This is a genomic window from Orientia tsutsugamushi str. Boryong (genome assembly GCF_000063545.1).
In the GTDB taxonomy this organism is placed as follows: Bacteria; Pseudomonadota; Alphaproteobacteria; order Rickettsiales; family Rickettsiaceae; genus Orientia; species Orientia tsutsugamushi_C.
In genome coordinates this window covers 990,535-1,009,346 of the sequence record NC_009488.1, presented here as the reverse complement: position 1 = coordinate 1,009,346, position 18,812 = coordinate 990,535, and the positions used below count along the sequence as shown (strand labels likewise).

At 29.6% G+C, this 18,812-nt stretch carries 13 protein-coding genes and 2 pseudogenes; 10 read left to right on the top strand and 5 right to left on the bottom strand.

The annotated features are described in order from the left end of the window. The first annotated feature begins 3 nt into the window (after positions 1-3). The 4 genes from der to tmk all read left to right on the top strand — a co-directional run bounded on the left by der (position 4) and on the right by tmk (position 3,850). Positions 4-1,368 (top strand): ribosome biogenesis GTPase Der, encoded by a 1,365-nt coding sequence (der, locus tag OTBS_RS04845; protein WP_011944743.1) that lies wholly within the window; start codon positions 4-6, stop codon positions 1,366-1,368. An 8-nt stretch (positions 1,369-1,376) separates the two neighbouring features. After that, on the top strand, positions 1,377-2,060 hold the full coding sequence (locus tag OTBS_RS04840; RefSeq protein ID WP_041621239.1) for a uroporphyrinogen-III synthase: 684 nt from the start codon (positions 1,377-1,379) through the stop codon (positions 2,058-2,060). A gap of 70 nt (positions 2,061-2,130) precedes the next feature. Further along, the gene (zapE, locus tag OTBS_RS04835) at positions 2,131-3,204 is read left to right on the top strand and encodes a cell division protein ZapE (protein ID WP_011944742.1); all 1,074 of its coding nucleotides are present in this window, start codon (positions 2,131-2,133) and stop codon (positions 3,202-3,204) included. Continuing rightward, positions 3,197-3,850: a dTMP kinase gene (gene tmk, locus OTBS_RS04830; RefSeq protein WP_011944741.1), complete on the top strand. Its 654-nt coding sequence runs from the start codon at positions 3,197-3,199 to the stop codon at positions 3,848-3,850. Before zapE ends, tmk begins: the two co-directional genes overlap by 8 nt. 139 nt (positions 3,851-3,989) lie before the next feature. On the opposite strand, the gene mnmG is transcribed toward tmk, so the two are convergent. Together mnmG and OTBS_RS04820 are read right to left on the bottom strand one after the other, a co-directional pair. Further along, a complete protein-coding gene (gene mnmG, locus OTBS_RS04825) occupies positions 3,990-5,858 on the bottom strand; it encodes a tRNA uridine-5-carboxymethylaminomethyl(34) synthesis enzyme MnmG (RefSeq protein ID WP_011944740.1) in 1,869 nt (622 codons plus the stop codon). A gap of 660 nt (positions 5,859-6,518) precedes the next feature. Next, a complete protein-coding gene (locus tag OTBS_RS04820; protein ID WP_011944739.1) occupies positions 6,519-7,802 on the bottom strand; it encodes a hypothetical protein in 1,284 nt (427 codons plus the stop codon). Positions 7,803-8,094: 292 nt separating this feature from the next. On the opposite strand from OTBS_RS04820, the pseudogene OTBS_RS12090 reads away from it, so the two are divergent. Further along, positions 8,095-8,918: pseudogene (locus OTBS_RS12090) on the top strand (IS5 family transposase). Positions 8,919-8,942: 24 nt separating this feature from the next. Here OTBS_RS12090 and OTBS_RS16380 read toward each other — a convergent pair. The 3 genes and pseudogenes from OTBS_RS16380 to rho all read right to left on the bottom strand — a co-directional run bounded on the left by OTBS_RS16380 (position 8,943) and on the right by rho (position 11,803). After that, positions 8,943-9,278 (bottom strand): annotated as a pseudogene (locus OTBS_RS16380) (hypothetical protein). 89 nt (positions 9,279-9,367) lie between these two features. Next, positions 9,368-9,556: a hypothetical protein gene (locus OTBS_RS15415; RefSeq protein ID WP_011944738.1), complete on the bottom strand. Its 189-nt coding sequence runs from the start codon at positions 9,554-9,556 to the stop codon at positions 9,368-9,370. 741 nt (positions 9,557-10,297) lie between these two features. Beyond that, the gene (rho, locus tag OTBS_RS04805) at positions 10,298-11,803 is read right to left on the bottom strand and encodes a transcription termination factor Rho (protein ID WP_011944737.1); all 1,506 of its coding nucleotides are present in this window, start codon (positions 11,801-11,803) and stop codon (positions 10,298-10,300) included. A gap of 1,486 nt (positions 11,804-13,289) precedes the next feature. Here rho and hemE point away from each other — a divergent pair. The 5 genes from hemE to OTBS_RS04780 all read left to right on the top strand — a co-directional run bounded on the left by hemE (position 13,290) and on the right by OTBS_RS04780 (position 17,897). Beyond that, on the top strand, positions 13,290-14,318 hold the full coding sequence (hemE, locus tag OTBS_RS04800) for a uroporphyrinogen decarboxylase (protein ID WP_011944736.1): 1,029 nt from the start codon (positions 13,290-13,292) through the stop codon (positions 14,316-14,318). Next, positions 14,311-15,345: a ferrochelatase gene (hemH, locus tag OTBS_RS04795; protein WP_011944735.1), complete on the top strand. Its 1,035-nt coding sequence runs from the start codon at positions 14,311-14,313 to the stop codon at positions 15,343-15,345. Before hemE ends, hemH begins: the two co-directional genes overlap by 8 nt. Positions 15,346-15,353: 8 nt before the next feature. Continuing rightward, positions 15,354-15,788, top strand: a complete 435-nt coding sequence (locus tag OTBS_RS04790; protein ID WP_011944734.1) for a CopD family protein — start codon at positions 15,354-15,356, stop codon at positions 15,786-15,788. A 377-nt stretch (positions 15,789-16,165) separates the two neighbouring features. Then, on the top strand, positions 16,166-16,366 hold the full coding sequence (locus OTBS_RS16375; protein WP_011944733.1) for a hypothetical protein: 201 nt from the start codon (positions 16,166-16,168) through the stop codon (positions 16,364-16,366). Positions 16,367-16,730: 364 nt separating this feature from the next. After that, complete coding sequence (locus OTBS_RS04780) at positions 16,731-17,897, top strand: reverse transcriptase domain-containing protein (protein WP_080571845.1); 1,167 nt, start codon at positions 16,731-16,733, stop codon at positions 17,895-17,897. The last annotated feature ends 915 nt before the right edge of the window (positions 17,898-18,812 follow it).

Below are 18,812 nucleotides of genomic sequence, written 5' to 3'. Positions count from 1 at the left end.
GTTATGCCCCAGGCTATTGTAGCATTGGTAGGAAAGCCAAACGTTGGCAAATCTACTTTATTTAATCGCCTTAGTTTAAGGGAAAAATCTATAGTACATGACTTACCTGGCATAACTAGGGATCGTAAATATGCTAAAGCTAATTTATTCTCAGATTTAATTGTTGTAGATACTCCTGGATTAGAATTTGCTGCTGCTGGTTCACTAGAATTTAATATGATGCAACAAAGTTTAGTAGCAATTAACGAGGCAAATATTATTTGTTTTGTAGTTGATGCAATCACTGGTATTTTGCCAATTGATGAAGAATGTGCAAACCTAATACGAAAACACAATAAACAATCTAGTACTATATTAGTAATTAATAAAACTGAGAAGCCTATTATATTAGATAAGAGTTATTATAAACTTGGATTTAGTGAATCAATATGTATTTCAGCTAAACACGGTCAAGGTATATATGAGCTTGGAGATATAATTCAAAACATATTATCAGAAGATAAAAAAATAAATGTCTTAACTACCACTAATACTAAGTGTGAGTATAATCAGCAATGTCCAGAATTACAGTTAGCAATAGTAGGTAGACCTAATTGTGGCAAATCAACATTTATTAATGCTATTTTAAACGAGGAAAGAGTACTAACAGGACCAGAGAGTGGACTTACTCGTAATTCAGTTGAGGTAGATTGGAAATATTGTGGTCAACTAATCAGATTAGTTGACACTGCTGGAGTAAGAAAAAAAAACGCTGTTACTCAATCATGCGAATTACTATCAGTAAATGATACTTTTAAAACCATTAGATTTGCCAATATTGTTATTGTAATGATTGATGCTACACGAGGCCTAGAACAACAAGATCTTAGCATCATTAGTTATGCAGTTAACGAGGGACGTGGCATAGTACTAGTAGTAAATAAATGTGATTTAATTAAAAAGAAAGAAGAGTTTCAAAAAGAGCTAAATAGATTGGTTGCTTATTCTGTTTTTCAAATTAAAGGCATAAATCCAATTTATATATCGGCAAAAGAAAAGTTCAATCTTGAATCTGTATTACAGAAGTGCGTATTAACATACGCTAGTTGGCAAAAAAGAGTTACTACTGGCACATTAAATCAGTGGCTAGCTAAAGCTATGAGCAATAGGCCTTTACCATTTCAAAGCCATGGCAAGAGAGTTAAAATTAAATATTGTACTCAAACTAAAGCAAGACCACCAACTATTAAATTATTTTGTAATAATATTGAATCTATAGATGAATCATATAAAAGATATCTAATTAATAACTTTAAACTTAATTTCGATATTGCAGCAGGAGTACCAGTAAGGTTAAGTTTTGTTAAAGGAAAAAATCCTTACAGATAGATAGGGTTATGGCATTAAACAAATTACTGCTAATTAGAACTATAGAAGAAAATAAGCTATTGCAATCTAGGTTAGTAGGCAAGTTTACGGTATGCAATTGCCCATTAATAAATTATGAAGTTATTAAGTTAGATTATAGCAAAATAAGTAGAGGACAAAACATTGTTATTACAAGTAAATTTGCTGCCAAGATTATTGCTGAAAATATGAATTCTAATGTAAATTGTTTCGTTGTTGGTAAAGCATCATCTCAAATTTTACAGCAAAATAAGTTTATAAGAGTTGTAGGAGTATATAATACAGTAGAAAAATTGTTACTTAATACATCTGAAGCTAAAAATATAATATATTACTGTGGTAACTATATAACTCATGATCCTCCGAATCATTGGACAAAAAAAATAGTTTATCTAGTAAAATATGCCCAAGATCTTACAGATGAAGCCAAAATTAACTTATCTTTAAGTCAAATTAGTCATAGTTTGATATATTCATATAATGCAGGACTAAATTTGATTAAACTATTGAAAAAAAACAAATTACTCTGGACATTACAGAACGTTAGAATAATATGTATAAGTTCAAAAGTTGGATCTTTATTCACAAAAATAGCGAAAAAAGTATCTTTCCCTACAACTCCGACTAGTAAGAATATGATTAAAATATTACTTAATCGTAATCATACTATTTGAATTAATTCAAAATTCATTAATTGAGTACTATATGCAATGAGCAAGAGGATATTAGTAAAAAATAACTGCAATGGATATTAAGTCTTATTTTGCTAGTAAAAAAGAGTTAAATGCTAGCCAAATAGAGCTGGCATCTATTCTACAGAGTATTAGCGATTACTTTAATAGCAGAAAGATTATTAGATATTTTCGCCAATTACCGTATAATGGAACATATATTTATGGTAAAGTAGGAAGCGGAAAAACTATGCTTATGCAAGCTCTGAATCAATCGTTAGAAAAGTTAGGAGAAGTAGGGTATTTTCACTATCAGTTTTTAATGCATAGCTTACATAAAGTTGTAAGACAAAGCACAAGTAACCATACTGATAATAGCAATAATTTAATGAAAACATTAGCATATGAGTATTCTAGCAAATATAGAATTATTCTAATAGACGAGTTTGAAATAATAGATATTGCTGAAGCTCTATTGATCGGTAGTTTTATAAAATGGCTGTTTATTAAAAAAGTCTATATAGTATTAACTAGCAATATTGCTCCAGAACTTTTATATAATAACGGATTAAAGAGAGAATTATTTCTACCTTATATAGATACTATTAAGCAAAACATGCAAATATTTTATCTAAAGTCAGATCATGATTATAGAAAAGCTAAAGTACAGTCAAAAGAACAAAGAATACTTATTGGAATAGATGCAAATAAGCAACTGCAATTAATAATTGATAAGTTAATTAGGAACAAAGAATTATTGAATCATGATGTAAAAGTTTTGGGGCGTAATCTTAATGTAAATAATAATTATGGTAATATCCTAATTATAACTTTTGATGAGCTATGCTATCAAGAAAGATCATACAATGATTATATTGCTATGTGTCAGCATTTTGATGTTATCATTGTTAAAAATGTAACCATTATTGAAAGCGCTAATAATGATGTCATAATAAGATTTATTAATTTTATAGATAACGCTTATAGCATGAAAGTACTAATTTATATGAGCGTTAATACATCACTTGATCAAATATATATAGGACATAATTATCAACAACCTTTTCAAAGAACATTATCTAGGCTATATGAAATGAATAGTAATGAATATTTATTTCATTCAAAATATCAAGAGGCATATGAGTAATACTACAATAGGAAAATTTATAACTTTTGAAGGAAATGAAGGAAGCGGTAAAACTACTCAAAGCAAACTACTTTATGAAAAATTATTAGATAATGGTATAAAAGCAGTATGGACTAGAGAAATTGGTGGAACTGATATTGCAGAGTTAATTCGTGATATAGTTTTATTTAAAGATATGTCTATTACCACAGAATTATTGTTAATAATGGCAGCTAGGTATGAACATATTGAAAAATTTATTAGGCCAAATTTAAATGAAGGAAAATGGGTAATATGTGATAGATTTATAGATTCTACTTTATGTTACCAATCTAAAAATAGCGAGGAACAGCAGCTAATACTTGAGCTACACCGTAAATTATTAGACAATTTTTTTCCAGATCTTACTTTAATAATTAATGTATCACCAAGTATTGCAATGCAAAGAATAAAGATAAGAGAAATACATAAGAACACAAATCAACTTAATAAGTTTGATAATAGAAATCAACAGTTTCATCAAAAAATTACTGATGCATTTATTCAAGTTAGTAAATTATTCCCAGAACGTATAGTACAAATCAATGGTGAACCAATGATAGAAGATGTTAGTTCAGAAGTTATAAATATCATAAATAATAAAATGAAAGTTAATTTACTTAGGTGAATCAATTATTTTATGTATTTAGAGCATACTAGACATTTCTCTGCTATTAATTTTTAGTTTATGGTTCTCTTGTATTAATTAATTTAGTGTTAAAATTGCTATGTACTTATCTAATATTCAAAAGTTATATAACATATAATCATTTTTTATCAGTTATGGAAGAATTCAAATATTTGGTTTTTAAAAAAATGATTATTGCCATAATTGCTGATGGAGTTACTCCATTTATATGTTTTGCAGCTCTTATAGTCTCAGGTTGATACTGCTTAAGCTTTTCTCGTACTTCAATTGATAAACTAGGAATCTGGTCATAGTTCAAATCTTGAGGAATTTGATATGTTTCTTCTTGCTTAAAAAGCTCAATATCTTCTTTTTGACGCTCTAAATATACATGATATTTAGATTCATAAGTTAGTAATAATAATAAATTGTTATCATATCGATTTAATTCAGGGTAAATATCTTTTACTATATTAATACCAAAATTTGGAAGCCCAAGTAAGCTAAACGCAGTACGCGCTATACCATTCTGTGAAATTTGATAACCACAATTTTGAAGTTGTTTAGGAGTAATGGTTAGTGACTGAACATAATCACGTAAAGTATTTAATTTAGATAATTTTTTCTGAAATACTTCCTGTCTTAACTGACTTACACAACCAAGATCTATTGCTTTTGGTGTGAGACGCTGGTCAGCATTGTCAGCTCTAATACTTAATCTGTATTCTGATCTTGAAGTAAACATACGGTAAGGTTCATCTATTCCGTTTGTTAAATCATCAATCATTACTCCAATATAAGCATCTGTTCTATCTAAGATAAATGGATCTTGCTTTTTTACTGCTAGTGCAGCATTTATTCCTGCCATGATGCCTTGCCCTGCTGCTTCCTCATAACCTGTAGTACCATTAATCTGTCCAGCTAAATATAGCCCACCTACAGATTTCACTTCTAGGCTATGCTTTAGTTGTCTAGGATCAACATAATCATATTCAATAGCGTAGCCATATGCTATTATTTTGCAATTTTCCAAACCTTCTATCGTTCTAATCATATTTTCTTGCACATCACTTGGTAAAGATGTTGATATTCCATTGGGATAGATAGTGTTACTGTTTAATCCTTCTGGCTCTAAAAAGATTTGATGACTCGCATTATGACTAAACCTTATAATTTTATCCTCTATTGATGGACAATATCTTGGGCCTGTTCCTTGAATTTGCCCGCTATACATTGCAGAAAGATGTAAATTTTCCTTTATAATTTTATGTGTTATTTCATTAGTTCTGGTAATATAACACTTAATTTGCGGAACTAAAACCTTCTTAGTAATTTCAGAAAATGGAGTAGGAATTAAATCCCCTGGTTGCTCCTCTAATTTCGAGTAATCTATGGTTCTACTATCAATTCTAGGCGGAGTACCAGTTTTTAATCTACCTAGTCTCAATCCAAGTTCTGATAAAGTATTAGATAATCCATAAGATGCATTTTCTCCCAAGCGTCCAGCTTTTATTTGCTCTTTACCACGGTGAATTACACCAGATAAGAAAGTACCAGTAGTTAGTATAACCTTTTGACAATAAATTTCTTTTCCATTGACAATTACTGCAGTAACTTTATTAGCAATAACTTTAATATCCTCTACTGATGCAAATATTGTAGTTAAATTAGGATAATTCATTATTGTACTGTACATTGCAGATTTATATAGCGCACGATCTATTTGTGCCCTAGGCCCCCAAACAGCTGGTCCTTTAGTATGATTCAACATTTTATAGTGTATGCCAGCTTGATCTGCTATATACCCAATAAGGCCATCAAGAGCATCAACTTCTTTGACTATGTGACCTTTACCACGGCCACCAATAGCTGGGTTACATGGCATTTCTCCAAGATTTTCAGGTTTAAGAGTAATTAATGCAACTTTAACACCAATTCGTGCTGCTGCTGCAGCTGCTTCACAGCCAGCATGGCCACCACCAACTACTACAACATCAAATTTATTCATTCTTTCAACATTTTACTAAAAACTAACTAAGCTAGCTCATTATAGATGATGTAACAATCAACTACCTAACATGCGCTAGTTAAACTAATAACATTATGTATATTGTTTTGTTAGAAGCAAATTAAAAATTTAAACCGAATATTTGTAATTGGTTTTTTGAAATTATCACTTAACGGCTTTTACATTTTTGCTTTATTTATGTCGAGATTATATATAATTGCGAAACATCAGACTTGCAAAATGTAATGTACAGATTTTAAACCATGAATATTATCTCTTAGAGTGTATGCAAAATCTTGATTTATCAAAAAAGTAACCTTAGAATCCCTAAACAGCAATGTCTATACATGCATCATCTATTTTTCTAACTTCTCATCCCATATCTCTCTACTTATATTAATCCAAATGTATAATTTTTGGCAACTAATTGTAATATTAATTATAGCTTTAAAATGGTAATATCCTTTAGTTTTATAACACATGTACATATTTTCAACATACAATGTCTACTTTAGATGATTATATAGCATAAATCAAAAAGATAGTTACATCAAAAAGAGGAAATGAAATAATGTGTAAATACCTTTCTAATTAAGCTATATTTATAATCTCAACCTTGATTGAATTTGCAATAGATCTAGCAAAAGAATTACATGTTTTCTATACTAAACATTGCACTGCAAAACTTATGAGAGGACCTTCATCTACTGGTCTGTCTAAAATGAACCCCTTGGTTTTATAACCTGCTTCAGCGAAAATGCTGAACCTGTCATCTATGTTAAAAGTTAAATTTAGTGATCCCATGATGCCATTTTTAATTTCAGCATGCCTTGGAACTGGAGTCATTAACTCTGGTTGTCTCCATATTATTAAACTTCCACCTAAATCAACTTTACTTATAGAGAAAAAGCGTGCAACGCTAAGTTCTAAGTAATAAGTATCGTGTTCTTTAGAAGGAGTTGAATCTTTTTTAATAAAATACCACGAATTTGAAGAATCACATACAGAATCATCTGAAGTATGATATACAGTATCATTTGATTTTAGCTCTTGCCCAAATCCAAATGCTATTTTTATAGGAGTATATTCAGTGTTAATATGCACTGTTATTCGTTTTTCTAGTACGTTATATGGAGTTAAGATAAGATTTACTGAAGGCATAAATCCAATTTGCCCCAACCCATTTATCTGTCCTAGAGGTATCATAGGAACTTGGATGTTTTGACCAGATGCTATTGCATAAAAGGATGCGAATACCATTGGATTCATAAGATCTAAAAAACATAAAGAACGGATTTTATTCTGTATTGAAGTTTTACCATAAATCTTTTCCATATCTAGTATATGACTTCTAATATCACCTGTTCCTAATTCATGAGCTTGTTCAAATATAACATCATGCAATACATACCAAAGTTGATTTCCTGCGCTAAAAATATAACTCCAAGCAGTAACTGGACTTAAAAGTTGTTTTGTTTGTAGCAATTGATTGATAATTCTAGACGCTAAGCAAGTATTAACTTGTACTCCTGCAAGAGTTATTGCATTGTGTTGTTGTGGATGGGAATTTGGTGAAAGATTATAATCAGTAGCAGCGCTAAATAATCTTAGTGTATATCCATCTACTGTACCACCAAATTCATATGCTCTGCGACCATGCCCTATAACCTCATGATGAAGCAATACTATATAAAAGCTAGAATAGCCTGCTATAATTCTGCCAATAATGCTATTACTCAAGCCATATTTATCATTTATTAACCCAAGAACATTAACTGCGCTTAAAGCATTATCAATACCATCAGTTGAGATAGTGACTGGAAATTTTCTATTTTGAATAATGCAATTATTAACTACTGTATAATTAGCATTAGCATAAATAGTAGTACTGCTTAGCAGTGTAAAAAGTAACACAAAAAAAGTTGTTTTTTTATAGATTTGCATAGTAATGTTAGCTTTAAAATCAATTCTTCAATTTTAAATTGATTTTATGTTATAGATAGAGGGTTTAAGCAATGAAAAAGTAAAAAATATTACAAGCTGATAGTATTATTCGTCAAATAAGTTGCTTATTCACAACTATAAATTGAATTTATGAAGTTTAGCTGTATACCAATAATAGTTCGATATAATTGACATGTTAAAGATAGTTAAAATAAGGATTACAGCAATAGACTTCTTTCAAAACTAGACAATGATGTAGAATAGTGTTATAAAGATCTGATTTGATGTGATAATGAAATTCGATCAGATTAAAGAGTTAGGTGATGAAAAATTTCGTCGATTAACAGGAGTAAGGAAGGGAACATTCTCAAAGATGGTGGATATTTTGAGGAAAGCTGATGGTGTTAAGAAATCAAAAGGAGTGCGTAAAAATAAGCTCAATTTGGAGGAACAGTTATTGATGGCCTTAGAATACCTTAGAGAATACCGTACTTATTTTCATATAGGTCAGAACTATGGGATTAGTGAAAGTTCAGCATATAAAGCTGTAAAATGGGTAGAAGACACCTTAGTTAAACACCCAAACTTTGCTCTTCCAGGTCGTAAAGCTCTAATGAAGAGTGATATGAATTATGAAGTAGTCTTGGTTGATGCTACTGAGAATCCTATAGAAAGACATAAAAAAAACAAAAATTCTATTATTCATGAAAGAATAAAAGGCATACACTAAAAACTCAAATAGTTGTAGACAAGCAAACACACCAAGTAATATGTACAGATTTTTCTAACGGTAAAAAACATAACTTTAGATTATTTAAGGAATCCAAAATTCTTATTCATCCTAAGGTTAACGCTATTACTGATACAGGATATCAAGGTATACAAAAAATTCACAATAATTCTGAATTGCCAAAGAAAAAAAGCAAGAAAAATCCTTTAACTAAAAATGATAAAAAGAATAATCGTAGGTTAGCATGAGAAAGAGTTGTCAATGAAAACGTTATTGCTATGCTAAAACGGTTCAAGATTATTGCTGACAAATATCGAAATAGACGTAAAAGATTCGTTCTTAGTTTTAATTTGATCTCTGGTATTTATAATTTTGATCTACCTTAACCAGTTTCGAAAAGAGATGATTCATCACTTGCCAACTTTTTTGCCAAATAGCCTTGGATATCCTAATGAAGCTGGCAGTAATCCTTTATCTACTAAAAAATTTTTTAGCTACAAATTCTCCGATATCTTCTTAAATTTCTTAAAACAACAACATAGAGCAATCCCTTCAACTATAAAAGCTAGACCTAATTTAGTATACTTGCTGTTTAGTAGTACAATCCATGGAGCTACTCCAGCTAGCACTACTCTCTATTCATCAATGCTCAAACCCATACACTTCATCGGCCCCGATAATGCAAAACATAATTTTGGATTTTGCATAATCACATTCAGCATCAATTCTAGCATAAAAAATCTCATTCTTCTCCTGTGATTTTCAAAAATTCGCAAAATCTCTAATATAGCAGGCCTTATTTCTCAGATAAGCTGTTTATTATCAGTCTTTCTTATTAGCAACCTAATGATGCTAAGATTTCAGGCATTATCTTGTCTAGTTCAATATTAGCATTATCACTTGTTAACATATTGGTTACAACTTTATTTGTAGCTGCTTTTACCTTATCTACACTAGTTCTAGTTATCTTGCGTCTTTCCTCCATTGTATTTATTCCGTTAGCAATATCCTTTTTTAACTTCATTACCTTCTTTTCTAGACACTGTTACAGTCAGATCTGGTATGATATTATCAAAAGTATGTTCCTTTCTTTTATATCTCTAAACTGAATTATTTTTTCTTCTTTGGTTGGTACTTTTATTTTATTTAATGGTGCTTGCGTAAATTTAAAATTGAAGTAATTACATGATAACTTATTTTATAATTTGATTAAATTGTGAATCTATAGTATGCTTTTTATTAAAAGCAAATAATTTTGTAACAATAAACATATTTTAAAGCAACATTATCAATTGCAGCTTACTCTAAGCTTATCAACTATAAATTCCAGTTGTTGAATTTAAAATCAGCACTCAATTAGCTAAATATCGTACACAAATTTGCGTTATATTTGCCCAATTTTCATCAAGATATTATTATCATTTAGTTAAATCTTCTTAACCACTGAATGTATTGTCCTGATAGCTTTATCAAATTACTTCTTTGCATATACCAGTATGCTTATGTTGACAGAACAATATGTTTAAAATCAGCTCTTGCTGTTAAACAATCATATACATAACTTCACATCGCACAATCTTCATAAAAATTGAAAACATATTTATTATACACAGAAAGATAAGCTTTTATTAAATAAACATTGTTCTGCTATTAAATTTCTTGGTTCATATAATATCTTCTGTTGTAAGTTATTATATATCTAAACTTAATCCCAATCTTATATCCTATTCTTTTTCTTATCTTTACTTATCCTAATCTTACGTTTCTATGAATTCATCAAATCAAAGAATTCACTATTAGATTTAGTGTTTTTAAGTTTATCAAGTAAAAATTCCATAGCGTCCACAGCTCCCATTTGATTAATAATTCTTCTAAGCATCCACATTTTTGATAATTCTGATTTACCAACTAACAGCTCCTCTTTTCTAGTGCCAGATTTATTAATATCAATTGCTGGATAGATTCTTTTATCAGATATCTTTCTGTCTAATACAATTTCTGAGTTGCCAGTTCCTTTAAACTCCTCAAAAATCACTTCATCCATTCTAGAACCTGTATCAACTAATGCAGTTGCAATAATAGTTAAAGACCCACCATTTTCGATATTACGAGCTGCTCCAAAAAAGCTTTTTGGTTTTTGTAAAGCGTTTGAATCAACTCCACCAGTTAGTACCTTACCTGAAGATGGAACAACAGTATTGTATGCCCTAGCTAGTCTAGTGATTGAATCCAGTAATATTACTACATCTCTTTTATGCTCTACCAATCTTTTTGCTTTTTCAATTACAATTTCAGCTAGTTGAGTATGCCGTACTGCTGGCTCATCAAAAGTAGAACTTACAACTTCTCCTTTAACTGACCTAATCATATCGGTAACTTCTTCTGGCCTTTCTCCTATTAGCAATACTATTAGGTAAATTTCAGGATGATTAGTAGCAATAGAATGAGCAATGTTCTGCAATAAAATTGTTTTACCAGTACGAGGCGGAGCGACTATAAGAGCTCGTTGCCCTTTCCCCATAGGTGAAACTAGTTCCATAACTCTAGTACTAAGGTTTTTATAATCTAGATCAACTTCAAAAAAAATTTTTTCCTCTGGGTATAAAGCTACTAAATCATCAAAATGTAGCCGTTGAATAGATTTTTTAATATCTTCTCCATTAACTTTTAGTACTTTTAATAAAGCAAAGTAACGTTCTCCAGACTTTGGAGCTCTAATTTGTCCTTCAACAGTATCTCCAGTGCGTAATTCACAACGTTTAATCTGACTTAAAGATACATAAATATCTCCTGCTCCTGATAAATAATTTACTTCTGGTGATCGTAAAAAACCAAATCCTCCGTTTAAAATTTCAATTACTCCTTCTTCAATAACTGTACCATTACGTTCTACTACCATTTTTAAAATAGCTGATATTAGTTCATTCTTAGTTAATGAACTAGCATTTTCAATTGCTAAACTTTCAGCATAACATTGCAATGCTTCAGGAGATTTTTTCTTTAGTTCGTTCAAATGAACAGTTATTTCAACTGAAGAATCTACAGCTTCGATGTTAACTTGATTATTGTTAGATACAGGTTTGGATGGTTTTTTTATTCTATGTTCTTTACTTTCAGCATAACATTGCAAGGCTTCAGGAGATTTTTTCTTTGGTTCGTTCAAATGAGCAGTTATTTCAACTGAAGAATCTACAGCTTCGCTGTTGGCTGGATTATTATTAGATACAGGTTTTAATATGTTTTTTATTCTATGTTCTTTTTCTGTAGTCATAATATATTATTAAAGATTATATTGAGTTTGATATAAATGCATTAGCTTTCTAGTATGAAATATTAATTAAACTGATAATTAAGGTGTATAGTAAACTTAAAAGCAAAAATAAACATTTTGTATATGGATTTATTTATTAAATACAATGGCTTTAGCTATAGATCATAAATATTTTAAACAGAGTAGCACATGATACTTGTTAGGAACAGTTTTATAATTGCTACATATCACCAAGAAGGCAGCTTTACTACTACAGTGAATAGCAAAATTTGAAGATTTTGTCAAATAAATTCTTTAATACTCAAACAAAATTAATTTTAAAGCTATTTAACACAAGTTCGATATAAAGAGATATGTTATAGTATGTTAAAAATAAGTATTAGATAAAAGGCTGAACTTGAAGATATGGTAGAAGTAATAGAAAAAAGATAGTTGTAAAAAAGATATGATTAAGTATATCCAAACTACTATAGAACAATTATAATAATAAGATGTTAAGATGTAATGAAAAAGTAACTTAGTATGATATATTCTATAGATTTTTCAGAAAAATGTGCTAACAATAAATGAAAGATAGAAAATTAGTTTTAAAAAGTATCAAAACATTTTGGAATAAGAAAGAATACAGTATTTGTATGTAGTAAGAACATATTGCATTAAAAAACAGAAACATATCTCCAAGAAAAATCTCTATTGATAAACTAAAAGAAGATGTGTAATAATATATTGATTCTATCAATCAAATAGAACTAATGTTATAGTAGAATTAGTATATAAATATCTGCTAATTTAGTTGTTCACCAAAGTTTATCATCTAAAAAGTATTTATTCTAGTCCCTCTCTTTACTATTATTATACCATTTTTTTTAATGTCATACTTTTAAATGTATGTTGGATTATGTATTAGAGTCTTATTTTCACAAGCTATCTTGAATTTTTTACTAGCGCTTGCCTCAAAATTTTATGTTTAACTTTTTCATAAAATTCTAGCTTAATTTGGTCTAACAATCCACTTTTTGATGCAGCATTAAGTTTAGCAATAATTACCTCCAGTAATAATCCAAATCTTATATCCTATTCTTTTCCTTCATTTTTCTTATCATAATCTGATTTTAATAATGATTAGTTAGTAATAAACATTGGTATAATTACGAGATTTAACAATTATTTTGAAAAAATACATTGTAAGTAATACGTGGATAATATTGTGGATAACTATAGTAATTTATTGTATGATTACTAAATTTAGATTATTTAAAATGTTATTATATTTTTTATCAACATGTGGATAGTTTATTTATATTATCTACATGTTGTTAATATATATATTTCAGTTTACTATAATTCTTGTATATTAAGAGATTTAGTTAAAAACTAACAAAATAAAAATGTGGATAAAAATGTGGATAAAAAATAATCCACTAAAAACTGCTTACATAAATAACTACCAAATAATATTTATATATTTAATATTGTTAATTTAGTCATGAGTAAAATTATACAAGCTTTTCATAGTTCTAATAAAAATTACACTCCAATATGGTTTATGAGACAAGCAGGTAGGTATCTACCAGAATATCAAGTGTTAAAAAGAACAACAAATAGCTTTTTTGAATTATGTTACAATCCAATTAAAGCAGCTGAAGCTACTTTACAACCAATAGCAAGATTTGACTTTGATGCAGCAATAATATTCTCAGATATTTTAGTACTTCCTGACTCTCTAGGAATAAATATTAGATTTATTAATAACTTATGTCCAACAGCAGAAAAAATACCAAATTTACTAGACTTACAAAAATCAAAAATACAAAATACAAAAATTAGTAAAGTATATGAGGCAATAGACATAGTAAGAAAAAAGTTAAATAAAAAAAAATCTCTTATAGGATTCTGTGGAGGACCATGGACAGTATTAACTTATATTTTAGGATATAACAGTAGAAATACTCCAAAGTTTCACGAAATAAAATCTAATAATAAGCATGAACTTATTGTAGATTCTATCAACATTCTAACAAAGCATACAATAGATCACCTAGCAAATCAGATACTAGCAGGAGCTGATATAGTTCAAATATTTGATAGTTGGGCTGGAATTTTACCATATCAAGAGTTTTCTGAATATGTGATTAAACCAACTTCTAATATAGTCAAAACATTGAAAGAAAAATTTCCTCATATAAAGATTATTGGATTTCCTAAAGGAGCAGGTAAATTATATCACAAATATACTAAGGAAACTAATGTTGATGGAATAAGCTGTGATTATGATTTACAACTAGATGAAATGTTAAAATTACAAAAAAATGTTCTTGTACAAGGAAATCTTAATCCTAATACAATATTATCAAAAAATAGCAAAATCATTGAGGAATCTGTAATAAAAATTATGGATACTTTATCAAACAATAGATTTATTTTTAATTTAGGTCATGGTATTCTACCAGAGACTCCAATAAAAAATGTTGAGTTAATAGTTAAACTAGTAAAAAACTACCATTCAAGTGAGTAACAAAAAAAAGATAGCAATAGTTCTACTAAACCTTGGAGGGCCAGATAAAATTGAATCTGTTAAACAGTTTTTGTTTAATTTGTTTTACGATAAACATATAGTTCAACTTCCTAATCCATTTAGATTCTTAGTTGCTAAAATAATAGCATCAGTAAGAAACAAGTCTTCACAAAAAATTTATAATAAAATTGGAGGTAAATCTCCAATTTTATTTCAAACAACTTTACAAGCTGAAGCACTAAGAATTAAGCTAAAAAATAAGTTACTTCATCCATATAAGATTTTTATAGCCATGCGTTATTGGAATCCATTGATTCACGAAGTAGTTTCACAAATAAAAGAATACCAACCAAGCAAAGTTATATTATTGCCACTATATCCTCAGTTTTCTACTAGTACTACCTTATCTGCAATAGAGGAATTTAGAAGCAGTTTATTAAAAAATAACTTTAGTTGTTTAGTTAAAACTGTTTGTTGCTATCCAATTAACAAAGGATTAGTGGATGGATACTCAAGTATAATTAAAAACTGCACTAACGATTTTTCTAATACTGTTTTGTTGTTTTCTGCACATGGACTACCAAAAAAATTTATTACTCAAGGAGATCCATATCAATGGCAAATTGAAAATTCGGTAAAGTCAATTGTTAAAAAACTAAATGTAAAAGGATTATATTGGAAAATATCTTACCAAAGTAAAATAGGGCCATTAAAGTGGCTAGAGCCTGATACAAAGTCTGAAATTATTTGTGCAGCTAAAAGTAAAAAAAATATTATAATTGTACCTATAAGTTTTGTGTCTGAACATGTAGAAACTTTAGTTGAGCTTGATATAGATTACTCTAGTATTGCTAAACACTATGGAGTTAGTTATTGCAGAGCTGAAACTGTAGGCGTAAATGATTTATTCATAAATGGAATAGCAGATATAATACTAAAAGCTATTAATAGTAATGATGATGTTATTTCAGGAAATTGTGATAAAATATGCCCACAAAAATTTATACAGTGTATATATAAAAGATAGGTAACAAAATGCAAAACTATTATGATTATTTTAAATCTATACATATTATATCAGTAATTTTCTGGATGGCTGGAATGTTATATCTTCCTAGATTGTATGTATATCATACTCAGGTTCAGACTGAATCAGAATCATATAATATGCTGTGTACAATGGAAAGAAGGCTCATATTTATTATGAGCTTATCAATGTTACTAGTATTTATTATGGGAGGAATTTTATTTTTTATCTATAATATTACAATTTATGACACCTGGTTTCATGTTAAGATGCTGTCAGTGTTACTTCTTTCAACAATGCATGGAATGTTTATTAGATACCACAAGAGATTCGTTAACAAAAGCAATAAAAAATCAACAATGTTTTACAAAGTTATTAATGAGTTAGTAGCATTATTAATAGTTGTTGCTATCTTTATGGTTGTACTAAAACCATACTGGTAACTTTTGATTAGTGTAATTTGAGAATAGTTATATTATATATAGCTAAACCATTATAAAACAGTTATGGTATATTCTTTTGGAAAATAATATCTATGTCACAGTAATATTTCATTCTGCTTGATAGTGAAAATTCAAAAATTTTCAACCACCTGGGTCACAGGCGTCAGCGAGTTTGTAAAGATTAATGATACAACTTGAGAAGTCCTTATAACTCTTACTTAATTAAGTAAGTATTCAAAGTACAAGTGCTAAAACATGATGCTTTGGAGATGGTATAAGGATGGCTGAGTTAGTAATAGAGTATATTAGAGATCGATATAACAAAGTGTTTTAATACAATTAAGTATTGTGAGTTGATAGAATTTCTAAGACTAGTTATGAAACTGATTGAAACACCAATCATAGAAAATGGTACTATAGTTATTAACAAAGAATGTTGTCGTCAAAGCTCAATAGTTTGTGCGTCAAGAAAAGGTGAATTAATCTTACTGGTGAAAGTCCAGTTATGGAAGGAGAAGCTAGATCCACCATATAGCGAGTCTTGTGCTGCTGAAGGTAACGACAGTAGTAAAGCGTAGACAGTGAAACATTCGAGCCGAAACCAAATGGTGAACGTGATAGCCCTGAAAGTGAGATGTAGTGGAAGCCGATATGTTCTAGCACATAGTAGGCAAAAGAAGATTGGAGGTCAAACTAGTAAAAATCCAAAAATTTTCAACCACTGGGGTCGCAGGCGTCAGCGAGTTTGTAAAGATTAATGACACAACTTGAGAAGTCCTTATAACTCTTACGTAATTAAGTAAGTATTCAAAGTACAAGTGGTGAAACATAAGGCTTTGGAGATGGTGTAAGGATGGCTGAGTTAGCCATAGTAGTGATGAAACCTAGTAATGTGGGTGGAGCAAAGGGTTAGCAGAAAAGTAAGAATGCAAGAGGGAAACAATGGCTGTACACAGCATAGACAGAAATACATGGTTAACGAAACTTGAGCGTATAAAGTTGCTATCATCGAAAAATCAAGACATAAAGTTTAATAATCTAAATCAAGACATAAAGTTTAATAATCTTGGACATATCATTGATTTAAAGATGTTAGAAGAACAATATAAGGAACTCGATAGCAAGAAAGCGATAGGAATAGATGGTATAACCAAAGCTGATTATGGTAAGAAGTTGAAAGCAAATCTGCTCTCGCTTCTTACTAAAATTCGCAAATGGCAATATCAAGCTAAACCTGCACGAATAACAGAAATTCCAAAAGAAGATGGAGGCAAAAGACCTTTGATAATATCATGTTTTGAAGATAAGATAATCGAGTCTACAGTAAGCAAGATATTAAACTCTGTGTTTGAGCCAATATTCTTAAAGTATTCCTATGGATTTCGACCTAAATTAAATGCACACGATGCTTTAAGGGAGTTAAACAGACTTACGTATAACTTCAATAAAGGGGCTATAGTAGAGATTGATATAACAAAGTGTTTCAATACAATTAAGCATTGCGAGTTGATGGAATTTCTAAGAAAGAGAATATCTGACAAGAAGTTTCTAAGACTAGTTATGAAACTGATTGAAACACCAATCATAGAAAATGGTACTATAGTTACTAACAAAGAAGGTTGTCGTCAAGGCTCAATAGTTTCGCCAATTCTGGCAAATGTCTTTCTGCATTATGTTATAGATAGCTGGTTTGCAAAAATCAGCAAAGAAAACTTAATGGGACAAACAGGAATGGTGAGGTACTGCGACGATATGGTATTTGTCTTTGAAAAGGAAACAGATGCGAAAAGGTTTTATGATGTTTTGCCTAAAAGGTTAAATAAGTATGGGCTAAATATCAATGAAGCTAAATCACAAATGATTAAATCTGGTAGAGACCATGCTGCAAATTTAGCCAAACAAGACAAGAAGATCGCAAGTTATAATTTTCTTGGATTTACTTGCTATTGGGGCAAATCAAGATTTGGCACAACATGGAGACTAAAATATACCTCAAGGAGAGATCGTTTTACTGAGAAACTGAAAGGACTGAGAAAATATTTGCGTGCTCAGCTAAACAAGCAAGATAAAACACAAACATTATCACAAGTCATTAGAGTTATTAGGTGAATGGATCAACTATCATGGTATATCGGATAACAAAAGACGAGTAAGTTCATTTATCAACCAAAGTAAACGGGCAATATATAACTGGTTTAATAGAATGGGAGGAAAACGTAAGATGAATTGGAAAAGACTAACCGAGATACTTAAAAAAGTAAATTTTCCTAAAATTGGAAAGATTGTCTCAATGTTCTAGAAAACAAATAAGGCATAATGCTTATCTTATTTTTGAGAGCCTGATGCGGTAATTCTGCAAAGTCCGGTTTTGAGGAGGGGCCTAATTGAGAAATTGGTTAGGTCTACTCACATAGATTTAATTTGATCTCTGGCATTTATAATTTTGATCTACCTTAACCAGTTTCGAAAGAGGTCTAATAAATTAACAGAAGTATATGATAAAAGTAATATAAACAAAGAGAATTATAAAAAAGATGTGAGGGAGTATAAAGCAAGAAAAAAGGAGAACTGAATATGACCACTCTAGTAGAGAGTTTCTGCATAGTAGATGATTTTTGCAAGTATTTTGAAGAAGGAATAAAAAAATATAACTACATACATAAATATGAAAAGCACTGTAGTACTTATTTAGCCTGTAATACAGCATGTTTTTGTGTATCAAACTTGGGTTATGCATAGCAAAAATATTACTTTTCAAATAGTACCTTGTGACACTTGGCATACTATAAACCAAATTATACAATATGTTGACTTCTTAGGCAAATATTAATGCCTATAATTATAAAGCTAATAAAAACGTTATGCTCAGTACTTTTATATATGTGTTATGTCGCCATGTATTTCATATATACTTCATAATTTATGTCTAATTTATTTTTTTTATAACTTCTAGCTTAGAAAATCAGTTTCAAAATAAGTATAATAAGTTACTCAGTAACAATTCAAGCTATACAGTAATTAGTT

What these genes read in the sequence shown, in the direction of transcription:
- der (WP_011944743.1), top strand. Translation starts at nt 4, where the DNA reads ATGCCCCAGGCTATTGTAGCATTGGTAGGAAAGCCAAACGTTGGCAAA.
- OTBS_RS04840 (WP_041621239.1), top strand. Translation starts at nt 1,377, where the DNA reads ATGGCATTAAACAAATTACTGCTAATTAGAACTATAGAAGAAAATAAG.
- zapE (WP_011944742.1), top strand. Translation starts at nt 2,131, where the DNA reads ATGGATATTAAGTCTTATTTTGCTAGTAAAAAAGAGTTAAATGCTAGC.
- tmk (WP_011944741.1), top strand. Translation starts at nt 3,197, where the DNA reads ATGAGTAATACTACAATAGGAAAATTTATAACTTTTGAAGGAAATGAA.
- mnmG (WP_011944740.1), bottom strand. Translation starts at nt 5,858, where the DNA reads ATGAATAAATTTGATGTTGTAGTAGTTGGTGGTGGCCATGCTGGCTGT.
- OTBS_RS04820 (WP_011944739.1), bottom strand. Translation starts at nt 7,802, where the DNA reads ATGCAAATCTATAAAAAAACAACTTTTTTTGTGTTACTTTTTACACTG.
- OTBS_RS15415 (WP_011944738.1), bottom strand. Translation starts at nt 9,556, where the DNA reads ATGAAGTTAAAAAAGGATATTGCTAACGGAATAAATACAATGGAGGAA.
- rho (WP_011944737.1), bottom strand. Translation starts at nt 11,803, where the DNA reads ATGACTACAGAAAAAGAACATAGAATAAAAAACATATTAAAACCTGTA.
- hemE (WP_011944736.1), top strand. Translation starts at nt 13,290, where the DNA reads ATGAGTAAAATTATACAAGCTTTTCATAGTTCTAATAAAAATTACACT.
- OTBS_RS04790 (WP_011944734.1), top strand. Translation starts at nt 15,354, where the DNA reads ATGCAAAACTATTATGATTATTTTAAATCTATACATATTATATCAGTA.
- OTBS_RS16375 (WP_011944733.1), top strand. Translation starts at nt 16,166, where the DNA reads ATGAAACTGATTGAAACACCAATCATAGAAAATGGTACTATAGTTATT.
- OTBS_RS04780 (WP_080571845.1), top strand. Translation starts at nt 16,731, where the DNA reads ATGGCTGTACACAGCATAGACAGAAATACATGGTTAACGAAACTTGAG.